The organism is Thalassotalea euphylliae, from assembly GCF_003390335.1.
Taxonomy (GTDB): domain Bacteria; phylum Pseudomonadota; class Gammaproteobacteria; order Enterobacterales; family Alteromonadaceae; genus Thalassotalea_F; species Thalassotalea_F euphylliae_B.
In genome coordinates this window covers 2718333-2744646 of record NZ_QUOU01000001.1, presented here as the reverse complement: position 1 = coordinate 2744646, position 26314 = coordinate 2718333, and the positions used below count along the sequence as shown (strand labels likewise).

The window sequence follows — 26314 nt, the reverse complement described above, 5'->3', positions numbered from 1 at the left end:
AGGTGTTAAATGCAATATAAATTTGATGTTAATCAGCAAGTGTTTAGGGAGTTTGTTATTATAGTGGCGCTGTAAATATTTTCCTTAAATAAATAGTCATTCAAACGAGCCGTAATTTTGGATAAAGAGTTAAAAAATGCACTTGAACACTTTGAACAACTCAATGTGCTTATTATTGACGATAATACGTTAGTTCATGGTGTATTGACTGATGCGCTTAGAGGGCTTGGCATCAGAGAAATTAAGTGTGCGCAAAATGCGTATTACGGATTGCGCCTTTGTGAACAAATGCACTTTCACATAGTGATATGTTCATTCAATGTGCAAAGCGATAAAGATGGCTTTCACTTGCTGGAAGAGCTCAAATTTAGGGGTTTTGTTAAGAAGAGTACTGTCCTGATATTTTTGAGTGCTGAAACGAGCGAAACACTGGTTAACTCTATCGTTGAATTGCAACCGGATGACTTTTGGGTCAAACCGTTATCGCCAAGCAATGTGAAAAAGCGTTTAACTTATGCGCTGCAAATAAAACGAAAATTATTCAGTATTTACCAAGCGGTTGATCACAAAAACTTTGCCAAAGCGATTTATTATGCTGATCGCTTCCTACTAGATTCCAGCTTACAAAAGTATTTTCCCAATATGCTGCGCATGAAAGGTGAGGCCTATTTAAGCCTTCGAGAGTTTGTTGAGGCAGAGCGTTTTTTCAAAGATCTTTTAACTCAGTATCAGTATTCTTGGGTCCATTTAGGTTATGTGCAAGCCCTGTTAAAACAGGGGCGAATTGATGAAATTCACACCCTGCTCGCAGAGCTAGTCGACAAGCCAGATACGCGCTTTGCTACTCATGATATGTTGGCGCAGTATTACATTGAGCAAGAAAACTACGCACAGGCTTACCAAGAAATTAAACGGGCACGTGAATTAGCGCCGCGTAATATTGAACGCAATAAAAAATTCTGGGACTTAGCACGGCTTAATCATGATCACTTAGGTCAGTACCAAGCGACTAAAGCGATTGCCACACACGCAAAAAATTCGGTTCACGACTCGCCAAGGTTATTGTTAAACGTGGTGCGTGCGGGGATCGACCTGGCCAATACACTGGCTGATAGCAATGGTGATAAAGTGTTGGCAGAAGCAGAGCGGTATCTTAAAGCGCTCGAAACTGGCGGTGAAGGCGAGTCATTCCGCGAAGAGATTTTGGTCGCGCAAGCGAGAATTTGCAACGTGCGCAAGCAGGTAGAGCGAGCAACTCGTATAGTGGAAACTCACTTGTCGCTGCGCACCAGCACGGATATTGAAGACAATTTGGACAAGGTAAAGGTCTTCCACGAGCTTGGCATGCGCGAAGAAGCGCTAAAAATTTTACAAGCGATTGGCAATCAAATAGCTGGTGAGAGCTTAACCAGTCAAGTGGTGACTAAGTACATTGAACAAGAAATGGATGAGCGACAAGCAATCTTTTTTACCGCTCGTCAGTTGCATGAAATGGCCGTTGAACATTTTCAAAAGAAGCGATTGGAGCCGGCATTGGCATCGCTTGTTCAAGCGTTACAGTTATCGCCGAAAAATACTAAGTTAGCGATGAACCTAATCAAAGTACTCATAACGATTAAACGCGAAGCGCACTTTACCAGTGAGCATGAAACACTTGCCGAGCAAGGCTTTAACATTCTCAACGATCACCATTTTAGCGGTAGTTCACTTGAAGCGGTCAATAAGCTCAAAGCGCAATGGCAAGCGTCAATGCATTAGCCGTAGACGCGCTAGACATTATTGTTAGTCAAGATTTCGAGACCCACATTCTTTTCGAACTTAACGCTGTCTGGCAATGACGATGCTAGGTCGCTCATCAATAGCTCTTGGCGAAAACAGTGAGGGCAGGAGAACGAAAAAACTCTCTAATTTCAGCTTTATTAGCGACAGACGTCGCCAGCATTTGGTAATGAATATCTTTGGGAAATTGAGCTGCGGTGACAGTCACTAAGATAAGCAGCCATGTTGTTAACAACACATACATTCGCATCATTCCTTCCTTGAAATAGCGTTCTAGTTGCTTTGTTAGTAATAATTGATCATTAACCACACATGAAATCAACTCATTCATTTAGTTATCTTTTAGCTACTTTCTTCGCAGTTTGACTTCCTCTCGGGCGATGTAAAACAAGGTGTCATTGGCAGAAACAGACATCGGCGAATTGACCGCAAAAACAAAGGTCCCTGGTTGGCAAAAAATCTGGCCACTGTCGACGGTAATATAGTTAGACAATTGTTCATCATTGGTTTGATTACGAATTAACAGCTTGGGCTTTTGTTTGTTTGTCCAACCAATTGGTGTCAGTTGCTTGAACACCGAAAAGCTGTGTTTGGTGAGACTATCATTTAACGTGATGTCGGTTAAGGTGATATCGGTTTCACTTGGCGATGTCTGCCAGTTTAAGCTGGTATCTGGTGCAAGGCTGATAAGTTTGGGGTCATGTATGACATCTATTTCGACGGGCAATTCGCGTAACGTGAGATCTTTTTGTTCGATAAAGGCCATCAGTCCGTTTTCGGTCAATTGGTGGCTTTGCTGCTCTTGCCCATCACCACACTGCACAGAAATGATCGGGCAGTTAAATGCCTGCTCAAAAATAGCGCCCAGTTTGAGATTAGAGACAATTAACGTCTGGCAAAACAACGAAGATAGCGCAAGGTGGTCATGGCTTTGTTTAATGCTCATGGCAAATGGTTTGCTTGTTGTTTGGCTGTTTTGCACATCGACGATGGCTTCTGGTTTCACTTGTCGAATGCTACTTGCCAATAATTGCGCACGTAAATAATAGTGGCTGAGGCTAGTTGAGCCGAAACAGCGATCTAAATTAGTCCCATTTGGCAATGTTTGGTTGCCAAAAAAGGGCTTTTGCTGCGCAGCTTCTACTGATGCGATCAGGATACGAATATTCACTTTCAATTTGGCAAACGCATTGGCTTTAATTAAGCGGTGTATCGCAATTAAGCCGGAAGGTGAGTTGCCGTGAAGTAAGGTGGTAACGACACGCCAAGGGTGTTTTTCATGGCCGACAAAGTCAATCACACTGGCCGAGGATAGCGATTGCAGCCACGCGAGGGGGGTTGCTGGTACATCGTCTGCTGCTAAGTTTTGATAATAATCGATTTTACTGTAGTCAATTGTCATAGCTCGCCTCAATTTACTGATATTGCAGGCTAATAATCAGCGAACACTGCCATTAACGCGGTTTTGCTCGCCCGTTTACCGCCTATGCTGTTGTTTACCTTTATGCTGTGTTTGCCTATATGCTTCGCAAGATCTTGGCCTTTTGGTCAATTGGCTGTCGGAAAAAGTGCGAACTCTTTGCCTTAAAGCTATGTTTGCCGTAACTATGTACACCAAAATTTCTAATCAAAGTTAATGTACAGCCAAAACGAAAACTAGGCGGCAAACATCACACATCTGCAATATACTGTCGCAGTTTTCGGCGTTTGGCTTTTTGAGCGAGGTCAATGAATAAGGTTTTTGTACTGTTAATATGTGTTTTTTCTTTAAATATCATGGCCTTATTTATGTTGTAAAGTGAGTATTTTGAACTACTTATTTAGCTCTGCTTAATAAATGTTCGTTTACAACTGAAAAAATTTTAACCATATGGTTATAAAATTCCTTTATTTAATCTTTCTTTAACATTAATTTAACACTTGAGGGTCAAAATTTGACCGTATTTAGTGAGGTCAAATTTTTACATCCGATAACATCCAAGAGTTTCCGAGGAAAATATGAAAGATAATAATGATAAGAAGTTTTCGAAGGGTATGCGGCTTAGCCCTTTACAAAAGGTATTTTTAGCAGCTTTTCCAATGAGTTTAGCAACTGCAGTATCTGCTGAGCAGCAAGAAGTTTGGTTGGAAAATTTTAATGATACTGCGCTTAATAACAAAGGCGCATTGTTTAACACAATTGACATGGAGAATGTAACCAAGTGGTCAATTGACGTTAGTAATGCCAATTTGGAGAATGAGTTTGATTGGTTCAAAGTGACTAATCAACAGTTTGAAGGTAGAGACATAGGCGGTGATTCAGCATGGATGTCTGAGCAGATCAGTATTAGTGATCTCACCAACGTCTCGTTTTCATTGAAGGTAAGTGAATCGGGAACTCACGAACCTTCTGATTATGTTGATATTTTTTATTCACTCGATGGCGGTGACTTCGTTCGCGTTGATAATTGGCAAGAACAAGGTAACAGCGAGCACACGTTAATTGACGACTTTAGTGCGGTCACGGTTTCAGTGGCTGTACCTAGCGCCAACACCCTACAACTTAAAGTTGTGATGGCAAACAGCTCTGGCTCTGAATATACGCGTATTGATGATGTCAGCGTTGTCGCTGGTGAGCAAAGTGGCGGTGGTGAAGAGCCAGATCCTATCGATCCTATGCCGGTTGGTCCCGATTTGTTCTTCTCCGAGTACGTTGAAGGCAGCGGTTTCAATAAGGCGGTAGAAATTTACAACCCTACCGACGATGCAATTTCGCTATCAGGTTATCAGTTTAAGCTCTATTCAAATGGCAGCAGCCAACCGACATCGGTGGCGAATTTGTCAGGAGAGGTGCTCGCTGGTGATGTTATTGTTATCGGCGGTTCGCAAATCTCCAGCGATAGCGATTTATTAAACTATGTCGATGTGCAAGAGAGCGCGATTAACTTTAACGGTGATGATTACTTTGAGCTAGTAAAGCAAGATCAAGTGATTGATTCTTTCGGTCAACGCGGCGTGCGTGAATCGTGGGGAGCCAATAAAACCTTAGTGCGCAAACCAGAGGTAACGCAAGGCGACAATGTGGTCGATAATGCCTTTAACCCTGATGACCAATGGCTTGAGTATGACAGCAATACCTTTACATTCTTAGGCAGTCACAACAGCAGTGGCGGTGGTGATGGCGGTGAGCCGCCAGAGCCGATTGACTTTGGTCAGTGTGGCGATCAAGCAACGCTAATAAGTGCTATTCAAGGTGCTGGTGATGCCTCAGCAGTAGTGAATCAAACTCATATTGTTGAAGCCGTTGTCACTAATGTACTTCCTGATTTACAAGGCTTTATTTTACAAGAAGAGTTAGCAGATAACGACGCTGATACGCAAAGCTCTGAAGCGTTATTTGTTTTCTTAAACAATCGCGTGAACCTACCGACACTCGGCAACAAGGTTCGCGTCCAGGGTAATGTCAGTGAATTCTTTGATCGCACGCAGTTATCACTATCGGCTGAGCTATTAGATTGTGGTCAAGGTGAAGCGATAGCACCGCAAGAGATCACCTTACCGGTAACGGGAAGCGCGCAGCTTGAATCACTGGAAAACATGCTAGTGACCTTACCGCAATCATTATCGGTGACAAACACCTTTAATCTAACGCGTTTTGGTCAATTCGAAGTGTCCAATGGACGCTTGTTTAACCCAACCAATATTTACCCAGCGGGTAGTCCGCAAGCACAAGCATTGGCTGAGCGAAATAGCCGTAATACGCTATTTGTCGATGACAAAAAGTCTTCGCAAAACCCAGATGTTGTGCCTTATCCGAGCCCAGCACTGAGCTATAACACGCCAATTCGCCTTGGTGACAAAGTTGCAAACTTGCAGGGGACGCTAGACTTTAGTTTTGGCAATTATCAACTCCTGCCAACGTTAGCCCCTGTCTTTACTGCCGCTAATCCGCGCAGCGAAGAGGTCATTTCCGCTGCGGCAGACGAGCTGAAAATTGCGAGCTTTAACGTGCTTAACTATTTTAACGGCAATGGCGATGGCACAGGCTTCCCAACGCCACGCGGTGCTGACAACGAGCAAGAGTTTGACCGTCAGCAAAGTAAAATCATTGCTGCACTGGCACAGATCGACGCTGATGTTGTTGGCTTAATGGAAATTGAAAACGATGGTTTTGGGGATAACTCCGCTATTGCCCAGTTAGTGCGTGAGTTGAACGCAAGCGTTGGTGCCAATACTTATGACTTTGTCGCATTACCGGGCGCGGGTATTGGCTCCGATGCTATCGCTGTCGGCATGATTTACAAGCCAAGTAAAGTGAGCCCTGTTGGCAACGCCGCGACGATTAGCACCACGCCATTTGATTTTCGTAACCGCCAACCTTTAGCGCAAACATTTGCCACTAACGTGGGTGGCAATGGCGAAGAGCGATTTACCATCGCGGTTAATCACTTTAAATCTAAAGGTGGCTGTGGCAGTGCAACAGGTGCGAATCAGGATCAAAACGATGGTCAAGGCTGCTGGAACTTACTGAGAACTCAAGCGGCTACCGGCCTAGTTAACTGGTTGGCAACAAACCCAACAGGTATTGATGAAGATGATGTCTTGATCGTTGGTGATTTGAACGCTTATGGCAAGGAAGACCCAATCAATGCTATTACCGCCTCTGGTTACACTAACTTGCTAGCCGCTAAGATTGGCCCAAGTGCTTATACTTACAGCTTTGGCGGTGAGATGGGCTACCTTGACCACGCACTTGCCTCAGGCTCTTTGGCTGCTCAAGTTCAGCAAGTACAAGCATGGCACATTAACGCTGATGAACCACGCGCGTTTGACTATAACTTGGAATTTAAAACGTCTGAGCAACAAACGTCATTCTATGCACCAACAGCATTTCGCGCCTCAGATCACGACCCTGTTATTGTAACGGTACGCTTAGGCGGTGCTGAGCAAAGCTTGGTAGGGGATTTTGATGGCGATCAAGATGTTGATATTAACGATATCCGAGCGCTGTTAACGGCGATTCGTGCCAACAATATTGATTTAGCAACACAAGATATAAATCAAGATGGCACAGTTAACTTCTCTGATATACGAGCAATGTACGGTTTGTGTAGTCGCAATCGTTGTCGTGCCGAATAGCGTTTAACAAGAACAAGAAAAAGAGGAAATATCATGAAAAAAATAAAACAAGCATTAAAAAGCACCCTAATGGCAGGCGTGTTAGCGCTATATAGTCAAGCTAGCTTCGCCACGATGTTAGCGGTTGAAGTGGCTGATCAACCGTATCAAGTCGGTGATTTAGTGACGGCTGATATCGTGATTTCAGACATTGAACAAGTGTTCGGCATTCAACGAGAGATAGGCGCATTCAACGTTGATTTAACGTTTGATAGTAGCGCGGTGGCAAACTCGCAGGTATCATTTGGCAGTTTATTAAATGTTGGCCTGTTCGGTTCATCACAAAATGTCACAGACAATGGTAACTCTTTGACTATTGATGAGTTTTCATTTGCAGATGCATTTGATCTGTTTGGCGCACAAGGCGCAGTAACTGAGTTTGTGTTGGCGTCAGTACAGTTTGAGCTAACAAGCGCGGGTACTGTCGATTTTTCACTGGCCAACGTGAGTCTGAGTGACGCTTTTGGCAGTGCAGATGCCTTCTTGCCGGCATCACTGACACTGCAAGGGGCAAGTGTTAACGTAAATCCTGCGCAAGTACCTGCGCCTGCCAGTGCTGCGTTGATCTTGTTACCACTGCTATTGCTCGGCCGTAAGCGCTTTTCTTTACTAAAGTCTAAGTAAAGCGCTCGGTTGTAATACAGTACTTGCAAACCGCTATTAACCTTTATTAACGTAGTTTAGCCCCAATTTATTGGGGCTTTTTTGTTGCTTCATAAAAAATTATTTATAAAACAAGGTTTTGTGGTTATAGAAAATAGTTCCCAAATTGGTTTAACAATAATCTGCAAGTCAACCAGCCTTAAACGTGATTTGAGTTACAGGCTTCAATAACGGTTAACAATCCGTACTAGCAACACAGCAAATGTGTAAAGCGAAACGTACTGAGTTCTTCCTCTACTTATATAACGTCATTTTTAGACTTATTCGGATAAGTTCTACTGTTTGATTTTAAATTCAGCAGGAATAGATTAAAAAATAAGCTTTTGTCTTGATTGTTTAATTTAGATCAAGTTAACATTAAATTTACAAATGATTCATATATCAATAACTCAAAATAGGGTCTAATGCTTGAGCTTTGCAACAAGTACAAATGCTCTGAATAGCAAAGTAGTCATTTAAATCACAGGCAAATTACAGCAATAAAAATTATCTTAAAGTCATTCAAAACAGAGGTATGAATGAGTATTGAACAGCGCTTTTCTGAGCAAGATATCCTGCTCTCTACAACAGATCTAAACAGTCATATTAAATACGCTAACCAAAGTTTTTGTCATATCGCGGGCTATGAATTAGATGAAATGCTCGGACGACCACACAATATGGTGCGCCATCCCGATATGCCCAAAGCGGCATTTAAAAACATGTGGTCTTATATTCAAAATGGCAAGCCTTGGATGGGGCTGGTAAAAAATCGCTGTAAGAATGGTGATTATTACTGGGTAAATGCCTACGTTACCCCAATAAAAAATGAACGAGGGGAAGTTTATGAGTATCAGTCAGTGCGAACGGCACCCGACCGTCAAGCCGTTGATCGTGCAGAGACCTTGTATCGCCAATTAAATCAAGGCACCTCTCCTCGTAAATTAAATCGTCAAACAGACGCAACCTTATGGTTTCAAATGGCGTTATATGTGATGACGGCCATTTCTTTGTGGTCTGTTGTTAGCGATACGTCAAACCTTTTATCTTGGTTCGGTATGTTAATTGGCGCAGTAAGTTGCGCTGTGTTTACTGCTTGGCGCAAGCGATATGTTGCGATAGTTAATCGAGCAAAAGAAACCTTCGATAATCCGCTAATGAACTTGGTTTATTCAGGGAAAAACGATGACCTTAGCTGTATTGATTTGGCGCTTTGTATGCGCAAGGCTGAGCTAAGAGCCGTGGTGGGTCGAGTGGCCGATGATTCAAGTAATATTGCTAACACAGCCAAAGAGTCTGCACAGCGGGGCAGTAATATTGCCCATATTTTATCTGAGCAAAAATCTGAGACGGATCAAGTTGCGACTGCCATTCATCAAATGTCTTGCACTGTCCAGGAGATTGCCGAAGTTGTGGCTAATGGTGCCAATGTGGCACAGCAAGGGTTAACAATTAATAGCCAAGGACAAGAAGTCGTTAACGCTATGGTGACGGCAATTGGTGAGTTGTCTGATCAACTGGGCAATGTTGATCACGCTATTGAGCGTTTGACCACGGGCAGTCGAACGATTGAGGCGGTGTTGAGCGAAATAAGTAGTATTGCTGATCAAACCAACTTGCTTGCGCTCAACGCTGCGATTGAGGCAGCGCGTGCAGGTGAGCAAGGAAGAGGCTTTGCGGTCGTCGCAGAAGAGGTTAGAGCGTTGGCAATGCGCACTCAACAATCTACCGATGAAATCGCAAATTTACTTGTCCAATTGCGAAATGAGTCAGATGCAGCAACCAATGCGATGGTAAAAGGCAATGAGTTATCGGCAAATTGCGTAGGCTTGGCCAATGACACGGGCGGCGCTTTAGCTCAATTGAATATTGAAGTAACAGAACTGGCTAACCTGAGTGCTCAGATTGCGACAGCGGTTGAGGAACAGTCTGTGGTAGCAGATCAAATTAACCAAAATATTGTTTCTATTACCAGTATGTCGAGCACGAGTGAGCAGCACGGCCAAGAAGCGGTTGCCTACAGTGAAAACTTATTGGCTCGTTTGAATGATCAAAAAAGCCTGATTAGTCAATTCAATGGCTAGTTAAGTAGCCAGTTGAATTGACTGTCTATATTGTGAAAACGCCCACTCTGTTGGGCGTTTTTCTTTTTAAGCTGACTAAAATATACAGGTTATTCATGTTTGCTATTAGGCATGACGTTATGCTTTTCCCAATTTACAGATGTTGCTGAATATGTCGTAAATCATGTCAAAGTATGTCGACTAATTACTAAGCATTTCATGTACGTTACTTATCGTATTTTCTGACAAATTCACCTTTTCCCTACTGGCACTTATCGCGGCTATTGCTACTTTTGACTCATCAAATTAATTGCATTTGCTTGTCGTTTACACGTATCGGCAAACTTGGCATCGACATCAAGGGGCGAGTCGCAAAGCCGCATTAAACTAGAATCAGAATTACCGCGGTGAACAGGCTGGTCAGAAAGAAAAGGGACTCACATGAAACTTACCTCCACAGCACTGCGCAGCCCAGCAGCAGTTTCCGTCGCCGTAGCATTTATCTTATTGGTTGGCTTGCTCAGCCTAATTAAATTGCCGATTCAACTATTTCCTGACATTGAACGCCCGCGCATTTCGATTCAAACCTTTTGGCGAGCCGCTTCGCCGCAAGAAATTGAGTCAGAGATTATTGAGCCACAAGAGCGGGTGTTACGGGGGATACCTGGCCTACACTCGATGAATGCGTTTGCCAATCGCGGCAATGCCTTTATCAATTTGGAATTCGGTGTGGAAACCGATATGGATCAAACCTTGATTGAGGTGATCAGCCGAATGACAAGAGTGCAAAACCAACCGCGAGATGCACGGCCACCCAGAGTTATGTTAGGTGGCTTTGGCGGTGGTACGCCAGCATTAACCTTCTTTTTCCTGCAAGCTCTACCGGGTAACCCTGAGCCAATTGACAGTTATATTGACTATGCCAGTGAAGTGATTAAGCCTCGTATTGAAGCACTGCAAGGCGTTGCTGGCGTGCAGTTATTTGCCGATCGCAATCGCGAAGAGCTGCAAATTCGCTTTGATCCTATCAAGGTTGCGGAATACGGTATTCAAATTCCGCAGCTAGTATCACTGGTGACCGCAACGAATGACGTTACCGGCGGCTTTGTCGATGTCGGGCGCAGGCAATACACACTGCGTTTTAGTGGTAAGTACGATGCGTCAGATCTGGCGAATCTTATTCTTGAATCGCGTAATGGCCGCAATATTCGCCTCGGCGATATTGCCACGGTAGAAGTGCGCAGGCCAGATAAGTCGGAAACGGCCATTCAAAATGGTAATCCGGCTTTTTCGATGCGCATCGACAGAGCAAATGGCGCTAATGTGCTGGAAACGCTGAACCGCGTGAAAACAGAAATTACCGCAATTAATAAAGAGTTACTCGCGCCGAAACAGCTGGTGATGGTGCAATCGTTCGATGCATCTGTCTTTATTTATCGCGCCATAAATCTGGTCAGAAATAACCTGTTTGCTGGTGTCGTGTTGTCGCTTTCTGTGCTTTGGCTATTTGTGCGCCGCATGCGTGCCACGCTCATTATTGCCACTGCCATTCCAATCAGCTTATTCAGCACCTTTATTGTACTGCACATCACAGGCCGCAGTTTAAACGTTATTTCTCTGGCGGGGTTAGCGTTTGCGGTTGGCATGGTGCTAGATGCGGCAATTGTGGTGCTCGAAAATATCTTGCGATTGAGAGATCAGGGCAAAGATAAACACGAAGCGTCTGAGCTAGGCGCCAAACAGGTTTGGGGCGCATTGCTCGCCTCCACAGCAACGACCGTTGCGATTTTTCTTCCGGTGTTTTTCCTCAAAGATATCGAGGGCCAACTTTTTGGCGATTTGGCACTGACAATAGCGATTGCCGTTTCAGTTTCTTTACTCGTTGCTACTGTATTACTGCCGGTATTGGCGAAGTATTTCTTGCGTCAGCAACAAGTTGTCGATCCCAATCAAAGCTTATGGCAATCCATTACCAACAAGGTTATGTCAGCAACCCATACCAAGCGACGCCGTTTAACCATTGCCACTGTGATGTTGGCGGTACCCGTATTCGTTACTTACATCGCCATGCCAAAACTTGATTATTTACCGCCAGTAAAGCGCGATGCTGTGGATGCCCGTTTGCAGTTCCCGCCTGGCTCCAATATTGACACTTTAGAGCGTGAGGTAGTGTCGAAAATTGTTGAGCGTTTACAGCCCTACATGGACGGTGAAAAAGAGCCAGCATTGAAGAACTATTATCTATTTACTGGACCTTTTGGGGGCAATGTTGGTGTCCGAGTTAAAGATCAAACGCGCGTTGATGAATTGTTAGATATTGTCCGTAACGAAGTGCTGGTTGATTTGCCAGACACTAACGCTTTTGCCTTTCAAGGCAACCTATTTGGCGGCTTTGGTGGTGGTAGACAAGTACAAATGCGCTTGCAATCGAAAGACAACCGCGCCTTGCAAGAAGCCGCTAAGCAAGGGTTAACCTTTGTTAAACAAGCCATTCCTGAGGTGAGTGTGCAAGCAAGACCGGGGGTTGAAATGGCTGAGCCTGAGCTTAGGCTAACCCCGGATGACCGCATGATTCTTGAACAAGGTTGGGATCGCCGTGCACTGGGCAGTGTGGTCCGAACGCTAGGTGACGGTTTGTATGTGGGGGAATATTTTAACGGCACCAAACGCATCAATATGATTTTACGTGCCGAAGGTTGGGATGATCCTGATACCTTGGGGGATGTGCCTGTGGTGACTGGCAATGGCAATATTACCCAGCTTTCTGAGCTGGTGCGCATTGATCGCACAGTCGGGCCCTCTCGATTAACACGCGTTGATGGCAAACGCACCATTACGTTGAATATTAATCCCCCACAAGGCTGGTCACTGGAAGAAACCATCGACGCCCTTAAAAACAAGGTAGAGCCTGCGCTTGCTGGTGTTATGCCCGCAGATGGCACGATTCAATATGGTGGCAGCGCGGATCAGTTGGAAAAAGCCATCGGCGTGATGAGTGAAAATTTCGCGTTTGCACTGGTTATTTTATTCTTGTTGATGGCCGCCTTATTTCGCTCGGTCAAAGACAGTTTACTGGTGATTATTACCATTCCGCTAGCAACAGTAGGCGGCATTTTAGCACTACAAACACTGAACCTCGTGGTGTTCCAGCCCTTAGATTTACTGACCATGATAGGTTTTGTGATTTTATTGGGGTTAGTGGTTAACAACGCTATTTTACTTGTTCACCAAACTCGACAAGCAGAGCTTACTGGTATGACCCGTGACGATGCCGTGCAGCAAGCACTGATGTTGCGTTTAAGACCTATTTTTATGAGTACAGCAACCAGCTTCTTTGGCATGTTACCGCTCTTGCTTATGCCGGGTACTGGCAGCGTCATCTATCGTGGCTTGGCATCAGTAATTGTTGGTGGCTTGGCGGTAAGCACCATGTTTACCATTATCCTACTGCCGTGTTTGTTGCGTCTAAATGGTAAAGATTTTCTATTTAGAGCGCCGCAGAGCCCTAAAAAACCGACACATTTGGTTGCCTTTAAATAAGAGCATTAGTATCAGAGCACTAGTGCCGGCGGTAGCTTTTTAGCGCATAAGTGTGAGCGAACCATATTTTAAATAAACAACTGTTGAATAACTAACTTTGACCAATAAAAGAACAGATTACAGGAAGCAATCATGAAAAACTCACTAACAAAAGTAACAAGTACCATGGCTATTATGGCGCTAGCACTCGGTATCTCTGCAACGTCAATCATAGCCAATAAAGCCAGTGCGGCAGAGCCAGAAAAAGCGGCCTTAGTAAGCGTTGATTTTGTCAAAACTCAAGAAGTAAATCCCACCATGTGGTTACCTGCAAACGTGATCAGCAGGCGTAACTCGCCATTATCAGCAGAGCAAACTGGGCAACTGCTATGGATTGAAGAAGTAGGGGTAGAGGTCGCGGCTGGCCAAGTGATTGCCAAGCAAGACAATCGCCATTTAACTTTGCGACTAGCGCAGCAGCAGGCAGAGTTAAAGCAATATCAAGCAGACGTTGTTTACCTGAAAAAGCAGCAACAGCGATTATCGACATTAAATCAAACTAATCATACCGCGCTAAGTGAGTTAGAGCGCACGGTCAAAGACTTGGCTGTTGCCATTAACGAGGTTGACGCCACTAAGCTGGCGATGGAGCAAACCAAATTGGCGATTGATAAATCTCAAATCAAAGCCCCGTTTAGCGGTAGTATTAGCCAGCGCTTTGTCGATGAAGGGGTGTTGGTGATGAGCGGCAGCCCAGTATTGCAACTAGTAGATACACATCACCTCGATGTTAAAATTGCAGCACCCATCGCTATTGCTCCGCACATCAAAGCGGATGATAAGGTACTGGTGAAATGGCAAGGTACTTTGCTTGAGTTACCCGTAAGAACGTGGAGTTTAGCGGGTGATCAAGCCTCACGTACTTTTGATGTGCGCCTGCAAGCCGATGGCAGTGGCATGATGTCGGGCAGTGCGGTCACGGTTTCTCTGCCCAAAGCGGCAAGCGCGCAGGCAACACTGGTTCCGCGTGATGCCTTAGTGCTGCGAGAGCAAGAAACCTTTGTGATGACAGTTGATAACCAAGATATCGCACAAAAAGTGAGTGTGTTAGTAGGACAGGGGATCGGCCAGTGGATTTCGGTAACGGGCAACATCAAAGCTGGCGATGAAGTGATTATACGCGGTGGCGAGCGCTTGCAAGTAGGGCAAAAGGTTCGCCGCGACGAGGCACTAACGCAGGTGGCGGCAATTAATAAATAAGCTTTATTTACAGTAAACAGGCACCAAAGTGAGGTTGACGAGAAAATTGCGATAGACCTTAAAATTTCTATACCCATGCTACTTCAAGGTGCTTGATTTCAGCGCTGTCACAGGGACTCAATATCAAGGCGTAGCTTGCCGGAATGGTCACTCTCGGCAAACAGCTCCTGCGTTGCCCTTATGTTCCACATCCATGTGGAAACCTTTCAATAAGCTGCAACGCAGAGAGTGAGTTCCTGTGAAGCGCCTTCCTTACCTTAAAAATTGGGTTGGTTTAAAAGCGGTTTATGCTGCGTTATTGATTTTGCTTTCCATGTGACAAAAGGAGAGCGACCCTTCTCTGCAATCAATGCCTTGCCTAAACCGCTTTTAATTCCAACTGAAACAAGCACGTTGAAGCAGCATGGGTATGTACACCGACTACGCGAGATGATTTACTGTGGCCATAGATAAACACAAAAAGTGTCGTAAATGAAAAAGTTGGTGGTGTTATCCGGCGCAGGTATGAGTGCCGAAAGTGGTTTACAAACGTTTCGTGATGCCGACGGTTTATGGGAAGGGCACGATGTGATGGAAGTCGCTAGCGTTGAAGGTTGGCAGCAAAATCCATCACTTGTACTCGATTTTTATAATCAACGCAGGCGCCAGCTGTTGTCGGCCGAGCCAAACGAAGGACATAAGCTTTTAGCGGATTTAGAGCAGCATTTTGATGTGACGATTGTCACACAAAATGTCGATGACTTGCACGAGAGGGCTGGAAGTCGCCAAATTATTCACTTACACGGCCAACTGTTAGAGTCTAAAAGCAGTCGTGATGACTCGCTAGTTTACGCATGTCGCGAAGATATTGAAATTGGGCAAACTTGCGAATTAGGCAGTCAACTGCGGCCGAACATCGTTTGGTTTGGTGAAATGGTACCCATGTTAGCGCCTGCGGCAAAATGGGTCGCACAAGCAGATGTATTACTCATTATTGGTACATCAATGCAAGTCTACCCAGCTGCCAGCCTCGCTAATTTCACACCGACAGGTACGCCGATTTACTACATAGATCCTAAGCCTGCGATTAATGAAGCAGTAAGTCAGTTGACTAACTTGACTGTAGTTGCTGATACCGCCAGTCGCGGTCTGGCTAAACTCAAATCCGACTTACTTGCGCTTTGCTAGTTATTTATCGCTAACACCTTTATGAACCTCTTTGATAAATATCTTGAGTTCGGGCTGATGTTTACTGTAGCTAATATACCTATCCCGTAATAGTGACGTTAACTCACACTCCGTGCCAAACGCAAAGCCACAGGCTTGGTAAAGCTTAGCTAAGTTGGCATTGGCAAAACAAACAGTCTGCGTCACCGGCAAGCTGCAATGGTTGAGAGAGTAATTAAGTAGTTGTTTAGCTAGCCCTTGCTTTTGGTGTTGTTTGTTCACGACTAACGCGTGTAATAGGGCTTGTGAGTGAGCTAATTGCAGCTGACTAATTATCACCGCGGCGATAATTTGCTGTTCATGAGCTTGTTCTTGCCTGTTTTTCTCTTCTAGTACAGTGTCAGTGATGATAAAGGCTTGATCATAGCCTTTAAATTTCGCACTGTAGCGCTGCGAACGATAAAACTGTTTCAACGAGGGGTTGTGCCCACATAAACTTAGCTGCGTTGATTGTTTATCTTGGATTTGATGGTTTGACATAAATTGCGCGTCTGCTCTCAATTTTCTACGCTAAATTTTCTAAGCGAGATTGTCTAACGTAAACTGTCTAAGCTAAATTGTCTTAACTGTGCTGTCTTAACTAGGCTGTCTTATCTTTGCTGACTAACCTAGGCCAAGAAAAGTGCTTTATTCAGTGCAGGTGTGATTTAGGACGAACGTTATTCGGGAAAAGGAGTTTCGCACTGCCAGCACACTTCAAAGGCTGCACCATTTTGCTCTTTACAGTGAGGGCAAAACCAATCTTCCCGCTGTCCTTGGCGCTTGGCATTGGCAATTATCTGTTGGGCTTTTTCCGCCTGACGCTCATTCACTAACCACAGCTCAGGCCATGCATCTACGGCCGCTAACTCGCCAACACCGCCGCTGGCAAATTGATTTTTGAGCAATACCTCTATGCCCGCCATGGTTAGCAGGTTTTGCACATTAGCGACAACAACGGGGTTTTCATGGGTGTAGATCAGCAATTTAAGCCCCTAATTAACTTAGGTTATTACAACAGTTTCTAAAGTATAAATAAAAAAGGCAGACTTTATTAGTCTGCCCCTGTACTTAAAAGGTGTAACTTTTCTTGGGTTTAAGGTGTTAGCCGCTTAAACGCGCAGCGCTTTCTCACCGCGAGCAATACCAACACAGCCAGAGCGCACAGACTCAATGACCTCGGTTTCGTTAGAAACCGCGCTGATAAAGGCGTCGAGCTTTTCAGCATCACCAGTCACTTGCACGGTATAAACCTGCTTGCCAATATCAACAATGTTGCCACGGAAAATATCGGCAATGCGTTTGACTTCGGTACGTGTTTTATCGTTCATTGCTAGCAATTTAATCAGTAACAATTCACGCTCAACATGGCTGCGCTCAGTTAAATCGGTGATTTTGATCACATCAATGAGCTTGTTCACTTGCTTAACGATTTGCTCTAACACGCAATCATCGCCAGAAGTGGCAATGGTAATGCGCGATAGGCTTTCATCTTCTGTTGGCGCTACGGTTAAGCTTTCAATATTAAAGGCACGTTGGGAAAACAAGCCGACAATGCGCGATAAGCTGCCAGGTTCATTCTCAAGTAAAATGGCTAAAATACGACGCATTATGCTTTTTCTCCTTTTTTGATCCACATATCATCTACGGCGCCATGACGCACCTGCATTGGGTAAACGTGCTCTTTCTCGTCAACCAAAACATCAACAAAAACTAGACGGTTGCGAATGGCAAATGCCTCATTAAGCTTCTCGTCAAGTTCACTTAAATGATTAATTTGAATACCGACATGACCATAAGACTCGGCTAACTTAACAAAATCAGGTAGCGATTCCATGTAAGAAGAAGAGTGGCGGCCACCGTAAATCATGTCTTGCCATTGACGCACCATCCCCAGAGAACGGTTGTTCAGTGACACGATGACAACAGGTAGGTTGTATTGCAAACAAGTCGACAACTCTTGAATGTTCATTTGAACAGAGCCATCACCCGTAATACAAATTACATGGCTGTCAGGGAATGCAAGCTTGGCGCCCATCGCCGCAGGTAAACCAAAGCCCATAGTGCCTAGACCACCTGAGTTGATCCATTGTCTTGGTTTAGCAAAGGGATAGTATTGCGCAGCAAACATTTGGTGTTGGCCGACATCAGAGCAAACGTAAGCTTCGCCCTTGGTAATTTCGTACATGGCTTCAACCACTTGTTGTGGTTTGATTTTGTCATCTTCCGCTGGAGCTTGGTAACTAAAGCTATTTACACTGCGCCATTCTTCGATTTGTTGCCACCAGTTCGTTAGCGCCGCTTCATTGCGCTCATAACCAGTCGCATCCATTTCTTCCATTAATTGTGCCATGACTTTGTCGACAAGGCCGACGACAGGAATGTGCGCATTAATGGTTTTTGAAATGGATGTCGGGTCAACATCGACATGAATAATGGTGGCGTTAGGGCAGAACTTCTGTACGTTATTTGTTACGCGATCATCAAAACGCGCACCCAGCGCCAAAATAACATCGGCATTGGCCATCGCTTTATTCGCTTCAAGGCTACCGTGCATACCTAGCATGCCCAGGAAGTTGGGGTGCACACCGGAAATGCCGCCAAGTCCCATTAAAGTATTGGTGATCGGGGCATTTAATCGCTCAACTAGCGTTGTTAACTGCTCTGAGGCGTCAGATAAAACAATACCACCACCAGTGTAAACCACTAAACGCTCGGCATTAGCGATAGTTTGTACCGCTTTTTTGATTTGCTTGGGATGACCTTTGACGGTTGGGTTGTATGAGCGTAGCTGTACATCTGTATCAATATGAAATTCCCCTTTGTTTTGCGGGATCAGCATATCTTTTGGCAGCTCAACAACAACAGGCCCCGGTCGGCCAGAATTGGCGATGTAAAATGCTTTGGCAATGATATTTGGAATATCTTCTAGCTTACGGCAATTAAAGCTGTGTTTTACGATAGGTCGAGAGCAGCCAACAATGTCAGTTTCTTGGAATGCATCATCACCAATTAAGCTCGTTGCCACTTGACCTGCGAGTACGACCATAGGAATGGAGTCCATATAAGCGGTCGCAATACCCGTTACACAGTTGGTTGCCCCTGGGCCTGAGGTTGCTAACACCACGCCAACTTCACCGGTTGCCCGGGTATAACCATCCGCCATATGAGTGGCCGCTTGTTCGTGTCGTACCAGAATATGCTCAACATCATCCTGATTGAAAATTGCGTCATAAATATCAAGTACTGAACCACCCGGGTAGCCAAATATGTATTTGACCTTTAGTGCTGATAGTGCCTTGACCACCATTTCAGCGCCGGTATATAGCTCCTTCGTCATTGTCTCGCCCTTAATATGTACTAAATTAATAAAAAACCCCCGGTCTGTGCAGAGCGGGGGTTTTTTGGTGTGTAAACTATGTCTTTCCTATGAATAGCACCAGCCCCGCTGTGGTTTGACAACCACGACGACCACGAGACGTACGATGAGGATAAATGCTGATTTCACGTTAACAAAAAGTTGCATAGCTGATTAAGTTGCCACCATTTTTAAGGGGTTCGGCTTACTTTGTCAACCATTAATTACAATATTCACGAATTAATAAAAAATGCGCATTGCGACGAGCTTGACAAGGCTTTTCTGCGTAATAATCACTATAACTTAAAGTTATTTAAACCTTAATCGTTAACCCTTTGCTTACTGGTTTTGAAGCAAATATTATTTCACTAGTTTAAGGTGATGATTTTTAGTGGTAAATTAAGGCGATAGGGTAGGTAGCAACGTCAGCGGCCGTGTTAATCACGTTTTAATCAACAGACACATAAACGAATAGCTACCTAGAGGGAGTGTTAACACCCCTTTTCGCTGAATTTAGATTCCGCAGGAAACTAGAAAGCAAAGCTGCTTGTCTAAGGTCTAGTTTACTGTAGTTATTTGTCGTATATGGGATGCAACTTATGAAAGTATTTAAGCAAGTCATGTTAGTCGCGCTAGTTGCTGGGCTAGCGGGTTGTGCCACAACCTATAAAGCAAAAGTGAATTTTGATAAAAACGAGCAGATCAGTACCACTGATTACAAGACCTTTGCTTGGCTGAAAGAATCAAAGATCTTATCTGCGCCAACCGATATTAATCCTGTGATGAAAGTACGTGTTGATGAGGCAATTGAGCGCGCTTTTATCGCTAAAGGGTACACCTTAGTTGAATCGCCACAAACGGCTGACTTTACCGTTTCATATACTGTTGGCAGCCGAGACAAAGTTCGCGTAGACAGCTTTCCAACCGCATATCGTGCAGGTTGGGGCTGGGGCCGTGGCTACTATGGCGGTTATTATGGCAACGTAGTTGTGGGCTCTGATACGCATGTGCGCAACTATACCGAAGGGAAATTGGCGATCGACGTGTTCGACGTAAGAACCAAGCAACCCACTTGGCATGGCTGGGCTGTTAAACGTATGTCAAAGGCTGACAACGATGACTCGATGGCCACCATTAAAACAGTTGTTGACGAAGTTGTTGCCAACTTTGAGTAACGCAATTGTGTTTACATAAGGTTATCAGTAAGCGTCCAACCGGGCGCTTTTTTGTGCCTCTTTCTCTTTGAGGCTTTTTGAGGGGGCTGAGCTTTTAGCTCATCGTAAAAAACCACTGGTGATTGCGAGGCAGTGATAAATTATTACGCCGTTTTACTTAAATTTTACGTCAAAATATGCCAGTGTATAGCGCACAAGAATTAGAAGCAGATACATGTGTAGTTAATCATGGATAAATTTATTTTTAAGGACGAACCTGATCAGGAAGATGGCGCATCTAACGCCATCGCAAAAGCTGAAAAGTTTTGGCGTATTCTTATTGTTGACGACGACGAATCAGTTCACCAAGTGACTCACCTGGTATTAGCCGATGCAGAAATTGAGGGGCGTAAGTTAGAGCTGGTTTCCGTCTATTCGAGTGAGCAAGCAAAGCAACTCCTGAAAGACGACGACAATTTCGCGCTCGCATTTGTCGATGTCGTGATGGAAACCGATCACGCAGGGTTAGAGCTGGTTCAGTGGATTCGCGACGACCTAAAAAACCAGGCCATTCGCTTAATTCTGCGCACGGGTCAGGCGGGTAGTGCGCCAGAAGCTAAAGTGATCAAAGAATTTGACATCAACGACTACAAAGAAAAAACAGATTTTACCTCAGGTAAAATGATCACTAGCGTTTATGCGGGTATTCGCGCTTATCGCGACATCATCACCATTCAGCGTAGCTTAGACGGTTTTAAACAACTGATCGCTGCAACTCATGATTTGTTGAAAATCAACCAGATCCGGTCATTTGGTTCAGCGGCATTACAACATTTACTGTCGTTAATGAATGTTGAAAGCTCGGCGCTTTATATTGCTCGCAATCAAGTGGATTTTGACCAAAGTGCGTCAAACATGATTATTGCTTGTACTGGCAAGTACATCAGCGAATCAGACAGCCTTGAAAGTTCGGCAATCGATGGGCACATCAAAACCTTAATCAGCCAAACATTTGAAAATAAAAAGCATTACACTGATGACGATTGTTTTATTGGCTACTATGAAACAGGCAATTCAGGTAGTACTGCTGCTAGTGTGCTTTACATTGAGTTTGAGCAACACGCGGAACATTTTAAAACAAACTTAGCTGAACTCTACGCAACCAATGTCGCTTTGATCCTTGAAGGCTTAACGCAGCGTCACGAAATTGAGCGCACGCAAACAGAGATGTTGTATTTAGTGGGTGAGGCGATTGAAACTCGCAACCAACACATTGGACGACATGCCCAACGGGTCAGTCTGTTAAGTACTTTGTTTGCCCAAAAAATAGGCTTGTCTGAGCGTTATACCAGTGCGATTAGAATTGCTGCGCCCTTGCACGATATTGGTAAAGTCGCAATTCCTGATCATATTTTAAATAAACCAGATTCGCTGACAGACGACGAGTGGAACGTGATGAAAACTCACGCTGTGCTTGGTGGTGAAATATTGGCGCGGTCAAAAGCGAGTATTTCACAGCTTGGCGCGCGCATCGCGCATTCTCAACATGAAAACTGGGACGGCTCTGGTTATCCTGATGGCCTGCAAGGGGAGGAAATACCACTCGAAGCTCGCATTGCTGCCCTTGCCAATGTCTTTGATACGCTGGGCAACGATCGCTGCTACAGTAAAAAATGGCAGGTCGATGAAATTAAAGCGCACATCGCAGCACAGCGCGGCGTTCAATTTGAGCCAAGGTTAGTGGATATTTTATTTGCTAACTTCGACGAATTTGTCTCGATACGTGAGCAGTATCCAGATACTGAGTAATTGTTCAGCAGAGCGTAGCAATCTTTCTCAGTGAAAAAAGGCAATATGCGGTAACTCATATTGCCTTTTTTTAATGTGTCGAGTAGACATTAGCTTATGTTTACCGCTTTAAGCTGGATTGGCGTTGTTGTCATCTCGTCAAGTTTAGTTTCTCCGCGATGATCTTTGGCCAGCCAGTTATACAAAATAGGCAAAACAATCAAAGTAAAGAAAGTGCCGATCAGCATACCTGCCACCAGGATAATACCAATACTATTGCGTGCTTCTGCACCCGCGCCAGTCACTAACACCAGTGGGAAATGACCAAGTACGGTTGCCGCTGTCGTCATTAAAATAGGGCGTAATCGGGTACTTGCTGCGGATTTTACCGCGTTAATTTTGTTGGCGCCTTGTAGCTGCATATGGTTGGCGAACTCCACAATTAAAATACCATTTTTGGCAATTAACCCTATCAAGGTGATCAGGCCGATTTGCGAGTAAATATTGACGGAAGTTAAACCGACAAAAGCAAGCATTAATGCACCGGATAACGCCAGTGGCGCACAGCCTAACAACACAACTAGTGGGTCTCTGAAACTGTTGAATTGGATCGTTAAGACAAAATAAACCACGACCATGGAAATCAGCAGGACACCGACCATAGTATTGCCTTCTTTACGCAGCTGGCGGGACTCACCCGCATAGTCCACTGAGTAATTTTGGGGAACAATATCAGCGGCAATTTGTTCGATACTTGCTAGCCCTTGTTCTTTGGTAACATGCGGCAGGATACCCGCAAAAATACGGAATGATTTTTGTTGGTTAAAAGAGCCTAACACGCGAGGAGCGGTAATCGCGCGAATGGTGGCAAAGCTGGCGACAGGTACAAGTGTGCCGTCTGCCGTAGCAATTTGCATATCCAAAATATCTTCTGGATTGAATTTTTGCTGTGCGCCAACCACAGGGATCACCCGATAGGCTTTACCTTCATTGTTAAAGCGATTGACGTAATTATTACTCATCAATACGCTTAACTGCTGATTAACATCGGCAAGGTTTAAGCCGAGATCTGCCACTAAGGTTTTGTCGATGACCAGCTCTGATTGCGGCAAATCGATTTTGAGATCGGTGTCGACAAACATAAAGTTACCTGATTGATAGGCTTGAGCTATGATCTGTTCGGCATAATCGCGCATCGTACCGTAATCATCGTTGGTACGAATGACTACCTCGACATCGAACTGACCTGCGGTTGGCAAGGCTGCCGGCAGAACAGGGAGTAAATTTAATGCCGAGATTTGCCCAAGTTGACCATATAGCGCTGGTAAGCTCTCGTGCACGCTTTGGTCGCGTTGTTCAAAACTGGCAAGCTCAATGCCACCAAATCCGGCGTTTTTGGTGAGAATTTGCCAAACAAACTTGCCGCCATCGGTGGCTTTAAGGGTATCAACCACTTGGTTCATATTGTTTGTGGTGTAGTCCATTGACGCTTCTGGCGGCGCTTCGACGACAACATTGATACTGTTTTGATCTTCAACCGGTGCCAGCTCTTTTTGCGAAAGCATATAAAAAGGCACAACCAGCAAACTAAAGACGACAGCGACAAAGATAATAGGGGCTTTAAAAGTAAAAATACTGTCGAGTAGTTTCAAATACTTGGCTTGTAAGCGTTCAAAGCCCCCGTTCACTTTTTTCGTTAAGCGTCCTTCTTTACCACCTTGGGGTGACACATAGGCACTCATTACCGGCGAGAGGGTGATCGCCACCAATCCCGAAATAAGCACGGCAACGGCTAACGTAAAGGCAAACTCGCGGAACAAGTAACCGGTTAATCCGGATAAAAAGCCAATTGGTGCGTACACTGCGGCGAGGGTGAGTGTCATCGCAATAACGGGGACTAATAATTGACGAGAGCTGATCAGTGCGGCGTTAAATCGCGACTTTCCTTCACGCATATGGCGAGCGACATTTTCAACCACGACGATGGCGTCATCAACCACTAAACCAACAGAGAGCACGATGGCCAGTATAGTGAGCAGGTTAAGTGAAAAGCCCATTAGTGACATCACCGCGATAGCACCGAGAATTGAAATAGGAATGGTGATCAGCGGCACAAGTGCGGTTCTAAATGAGCCCATCATGGCGATTACTACAATGCCAACCAGCAACACGGTTTCAATTAAGGTGGAGAAAATTTCCTTGATGGCATCACGCATGTATAAGGTGCCATCGTAGCCAATATCGATACTCATACCGTCAGGTAATGTCGCATTAACGCGTTCGAGCTTTTGATAAAGGGCGTCACCAATAGATATTTCATTGGCACCCGGTAGCGGCCAAACCGCAAGGAAAATGGTATTTTGGTGGTCTAAACGCGCGGTAACAAACCCTTCTTCTTCGCCTAACTCAACCGTGGCGACATCACGGATGCGAATGGTCGCGCCGTCCATCTCTTTGATCACTAGCTGCTCAAAGTCTTCAACGGTTTGTAGTGTGGTGTTAGCTAATAAATCAATGCGCTGGCGGCTGTTTTCACTGTAACCAAGCGTTGCAATTGTGTTATTGCCTTGAAGGGCGCGCTGCACATCGTTGGCGCTGAGATTAAACACCGCCAGTTTGTCAGCGTCAATCCAAATGCGCATTGCTGGGTTTCTACCGCCCTCAAGGGTGACTTTTTGAACACCGGGAATATCACTTAACACTGGGGTGATATTTCGGCTTAAATAGTCAGTCACTTGGCTGCGGGCTTTTCCTTCTGCATGCACGTTAAGGTAGAAAATCGCGTAAGGGCTATCGGCGCGGCGCACGGAAACTGCGGGGTCTTCCGCCCCCGTTGGCAGTTCAAAACTAATTTGACCTAAGCGAGTGGTTAACTCGGCTAATGCGTCAGTGGTGTCGTGATTTAGTTGTAGCCAAGCGGTGACTTTGCTGCTGCCAGCCAGTGTTTGTGAATCAACATAATCAACGCCCGGTACCGTTGAAGCAACGCGCTCTATGGGCTCAGTTACATAGCCTTTAACCACTTCTGCCGAAGCCCCGGTGTAGGTGGTATTAATTTCAAGCGATGCGCTTTCTATACGAGGAAATTGCTGCACTGAAATCTTGTAGGCAGCGTTAAGACCCGCCAGTACAATGAGCAAGGACAATACTATCGCAAGCGCAGGACGGCTAACGAAAATATCCATTAGTGATGGTTTGTTCTCATGCAAGGCGCTCATTAGTGTTGCTCCGCGCTATTGCTGTGCGTATGTTTATCGGTATTTCTGTTGGTATCGGTGTGAGTATTGATGTTAAGTAACGCTGCACTTAACTCGCTTTTCGCACTGGCTTCTGGGTAAACCAATAAACCAGAGCGTAACTTAAACGAGCCTTGGGTCGCAATTAATACACCTTCGTCTAAGCCTGAAATAATCACCTGCTCATCGCCTAAACGCTCGCCTAACTCAACCCTCAGCTTTTGTGCGCGATAAGCTTTGCGCTCATCTTTTACTAATTGATAAACAAATGACTCTAGTTGATTTCGCACCACTGCCGAGTTTGGCACCACAACGAGCTGCTGGGCTTGATCATTAATGGTAATTTTCACTAGCTCATTGTGGCGAAAATAGGCGGCTCCATTGATAATTTCGGCGCGATATATCATATGGCGAGAGTTAGCTTGCACTTGGGCATTTTGACCAATAATTTTTGCCGTGTAGCGCTTTGTTTGGCCATCGTTGGCAATGGCTGAGACCACAACTTGCTCACCTATTGCCAAGCGGCGCTTCGTTTGTGGCACCTGAAAATCCACCCAAATATTGGCATCGTTGCCGACAATCGTTGTAATCGCAGAATTACTCGGTAAAAACTGACCCACCTGATAGGTGTCTAGACCGACAATACCGCTAAATGGCGCGATGACCTGTTTTTTCGCAATAATGCTTTGCAGATTTTCAATCGTCGATTTCGCGATGGCCATCTCAGCTTCGGCTAGGTCGTATTCTTGCTGACTGACTTTATTTTGTTTTACCAGCGTTGCCATGCGCGCAAAATTACTTTTGCGCAGTTTCAATGTCGCCTTAGCAGAAGCCAGTTGAGCTTGCTCTTCGCTCGTGTTAAGCGCTAGTAACAAGTCACCTTGCGCAACTTTATCACCACCGGCAAAGTTTACTTGGTAAATAATACCCGGTAGTTCGTTTTGTAATTGAACAATTTGTTTCGCAACGATTTGGCCGTTTACTTGATAATTTGGCACGTATTCACGCGCCTCGGTGATATGTGTTTTCACTGCCGCTGATGGCTCTGGAAATGACGCCGCCATAGCCATTGCCGCTTGAATTTGCTGAAACTTGAAAAAGCCAAGGCCGCCAATCGTTACAGCGATAACCAGTAGGGCGGTTAACCATGATTTAATGTGCATTTTTCTCTTC

17 protein-coding genes are annotated in these 26314 nt (G+C 44.9%); 9 read left to right on the top strand and 8 right to left on the bottom strand.

Going from position 1 to position 26314, the window contains the following annotated elements:
* The first annotated feature begins 117 nt into the window (after positions 1-117).
* On the top strand, positions 118-1758 hold the full coding sequence (locus DXX93_RS12160; RefSeq protein ID WP_181902212.1) for a response regulator: 1641 nt from the start codon (positions 118-120) through the stop codon (positions 1756-1758).
* A gap of 97 nt (positions 1759-1855) precedes the next feature.
* Here the strand turns inward: DXX93_RS12160 and DXX93_RS12155 are convergent, their stop codons facing one another.
* Complete coding sequence (locus DXX93_RS12155) at positions 1856-2110, bottom strand: hypothetical protein (protein ID WP_116008327.1); 255 nt, start codon at positions 2108-2110, stop codon at positions 1856-1858.
* A 15-nt stretch (positions 2111-2125) separates the two neighbouring features.
* A complete protein-coding gene (locus tag DXX93_RS12150; RefSeq protein ID WP_116008326.1) occupies positions 2126-3181 on the bottom strand; it encodes a hypothetical protein in 1056 nt (351 codons plus the stop codon).
* Positions 3182-3858: 677 nt separating this feature from the next.
* On the opposite strand from DXX93_RS12150, the gene DXX93_RS12145 reads away from it, so the two are divergent.
* The 6 genes from DXX93_RS12145 to DXX93_RS12120 all read left to right on the top strand — a co-directional run bounded on the left by DXX93_RS12145 (position 3859) and on the right by DXX93_RS12120 (position 15587).
* Complete coding sequence (locus DXX93_RS12145) at positions 3859-6897, top strand: ExeM/NucH family extracellular endonuclease (protein WP_181902211.1); 3039 nt, start codon at positions 3859-3861, stop codon at positions 6895-6897.
* 33 nt (positions 6898-6930) lie between these two features.
* Positions 6931-7560, top strand: a complete 630-nt coding sequence (locus tag DXX93_RS12140) for a hypothetical protein (RefSeq protein ID WP_116008324.1) — start codon at positions 6931-6933, stop codon at positions 7558-7560.
* 557 nt (positions 7561-8117) lie between these two features.
* On the top strand, positions 8118-9662 hold the full coding sequence (locus tag DXX93_RS12135) for a methyl-accepting chemotaxis protein (RefSeq protein WP_116008323.1): 1545 nt from the start codon (positions 8118-8120) through the stop codon (positions 9660-9662).
* A gap of 420 nt (positions 9663-10082) precedes the next feature.
* Positions 10083-13181, top strand: coding sequence for an efflux RND transporter permease subunit (locus DXX93_RS12130; protein WP_116008322.1), 3099 nt, complete (start codon positions 10083-10085; stop codon positions 13179-13181).
* 132 nt (positions 13182-13313) lie between these two features.
* Entirely contained in the window at positions 13314-14420 is a 1107-nt protein-coding gene (locus DXX93_RS12125; RefSeq protein ID WP_116008321.1) for an efflux RND transporter periplasmic adaptor subunit, read from the top strand.
* 471 nt (positions 14421-14891) lie between these two features.
* A complete protein-coding gene (locus DXX93_RS12120) occupies positions 14892-15587 on the top strand; it encodes an SIR2 family NAD-dependent protein deacylase (RefSeq protein ID WP_116008320.1) in 696 nt (231 codons plus the stop codon).
* Here DXX93_RS12120 and DXX93_RS12115 read toward each other — a convergent pair whose 3' ends face one another.
* The 4 genes from DXX93_RS12115 to DXX93_RS12100 all read right to left on the bottom strand — a co-directional run bounded on the left by DXX93_RS12115 (position 15588) and on the right by DXX93_RS12100 (position 18945).
* The gene (locus DXX93_RS12115) at positions 15588-16106 is read right to left on the bottom strand and encodes a GNAT family N-acetyltransferase (protein ID WP_116008319.1); all 519 of its coding nucleotides are present in this window, start codon (positions 16104-16106) and stop codon (positions 15588-15590) included.
* Between the two features lie 179 nt (positions 16107-16285).
* Positions 16286-16591 carry a putative signal transducing protein gene (locus DXX93_RS12110; protein ID WP_116008318.1) on the bottom strand — a complete coding sequence of 102 codons (306 nt, stop codon included), beginning with the start codon at positions 16589-16591 and terminating at the stop codon, positions 16286-16288.
* Between the two features lie 126 nt (positions 16592-16717).
* Complete coding sequence (ilvN, locus tag DXX93_RS12105) at positions 16718-17215, bottom strand: acetolactate synthase small subunit (protein ID WP_116008317.1); 498 nt, start codon at positions 17213-17215, stop codon at positions 16718-16720.
* Positions 17215-18945, bottom strand: a complete 1731-nt coding sequence (locus DXX93_RS12100; RefSeq protein ID WP_116008316.1) for an acetolactate synthase 3 large subunit — start codon at positions 18943-18945, stop codon at positions 17215-17217. Before DXX93_RS12100 ends, ilvN begins: the two co-directional genes overlap by 1 nt.
* A gap of 617 nt (positions 18946-19562) precedes the next feature.
* Between DXX93_RS12100 and DXX93_RS12095 the strand changes: the two genes are divergently transcribed.
* Together DXX93_RS12095 and DXX93_RS12090 are read left to right on the top strand one after the other, a co-directional pair.
* Positions 19563-20138, top strand: coding sequence for a DUF4136 domain-containing protein (locus tag DXX93_RS12095; RefSeq protein ID WP_116009938.1), 576 nt, complete (start codon positions 19563-19565; stop codon positions 20136-20138).
* A 228-nt stretch (positions 20139-20366) separates the two neighbouring features.
* Positions 20367-21926: an HD domain-containing phosphohydrolase gene (locus DXX93_RS12090; RefSeq protein ID WP_116008315.1), complete on the top strand. Its 1560-nt coding sequence runs from the start codon at positions 20367-20369 to the stop codon at positions 21924-21926.
* An 89-nt stretch (positions 21927-22015) separates the two neighbouring features.
* Here DXX93_RS12090 and DXX93_RS12085 read toward each other — a convergent pair whose 3' ends face one another.
* Together DXX93_RS12085 and DXX93_RS12080 are read right to left on the bottom strand one after the other, a co-directional pair.
* Positions 22016-25123 carry an efflux RND transporter permease subunit gene (locus tag DXX93_RS12085; RefSeq protein ID WP_116008314.1) on the bottom strand — a complete coding sequence of 1036 codons (3108 nt, stop codon included), beginning with the start codon at positions 25121-25123 and terminating at the stop codon, positions 22016-22018.
* Positions 25123-26304 (bottom strand): efflux RND transporter periplasmic adaptor subunit, encoded by a 1182-nt coding sequence (locus DXX93_RS12080; RefSeq protein ID WP_116008313.1) that lies wholly within the window; start codon positions 26302-26304, stop codon positions 25123-25125. The genes DXX93_RS12085 and DXX93_RS12080 overlap by 1 nt, the downstream gene beginning before the upstream one ends.
* Positions 26305-26314 lie beyond the last annotated feature (10 nt).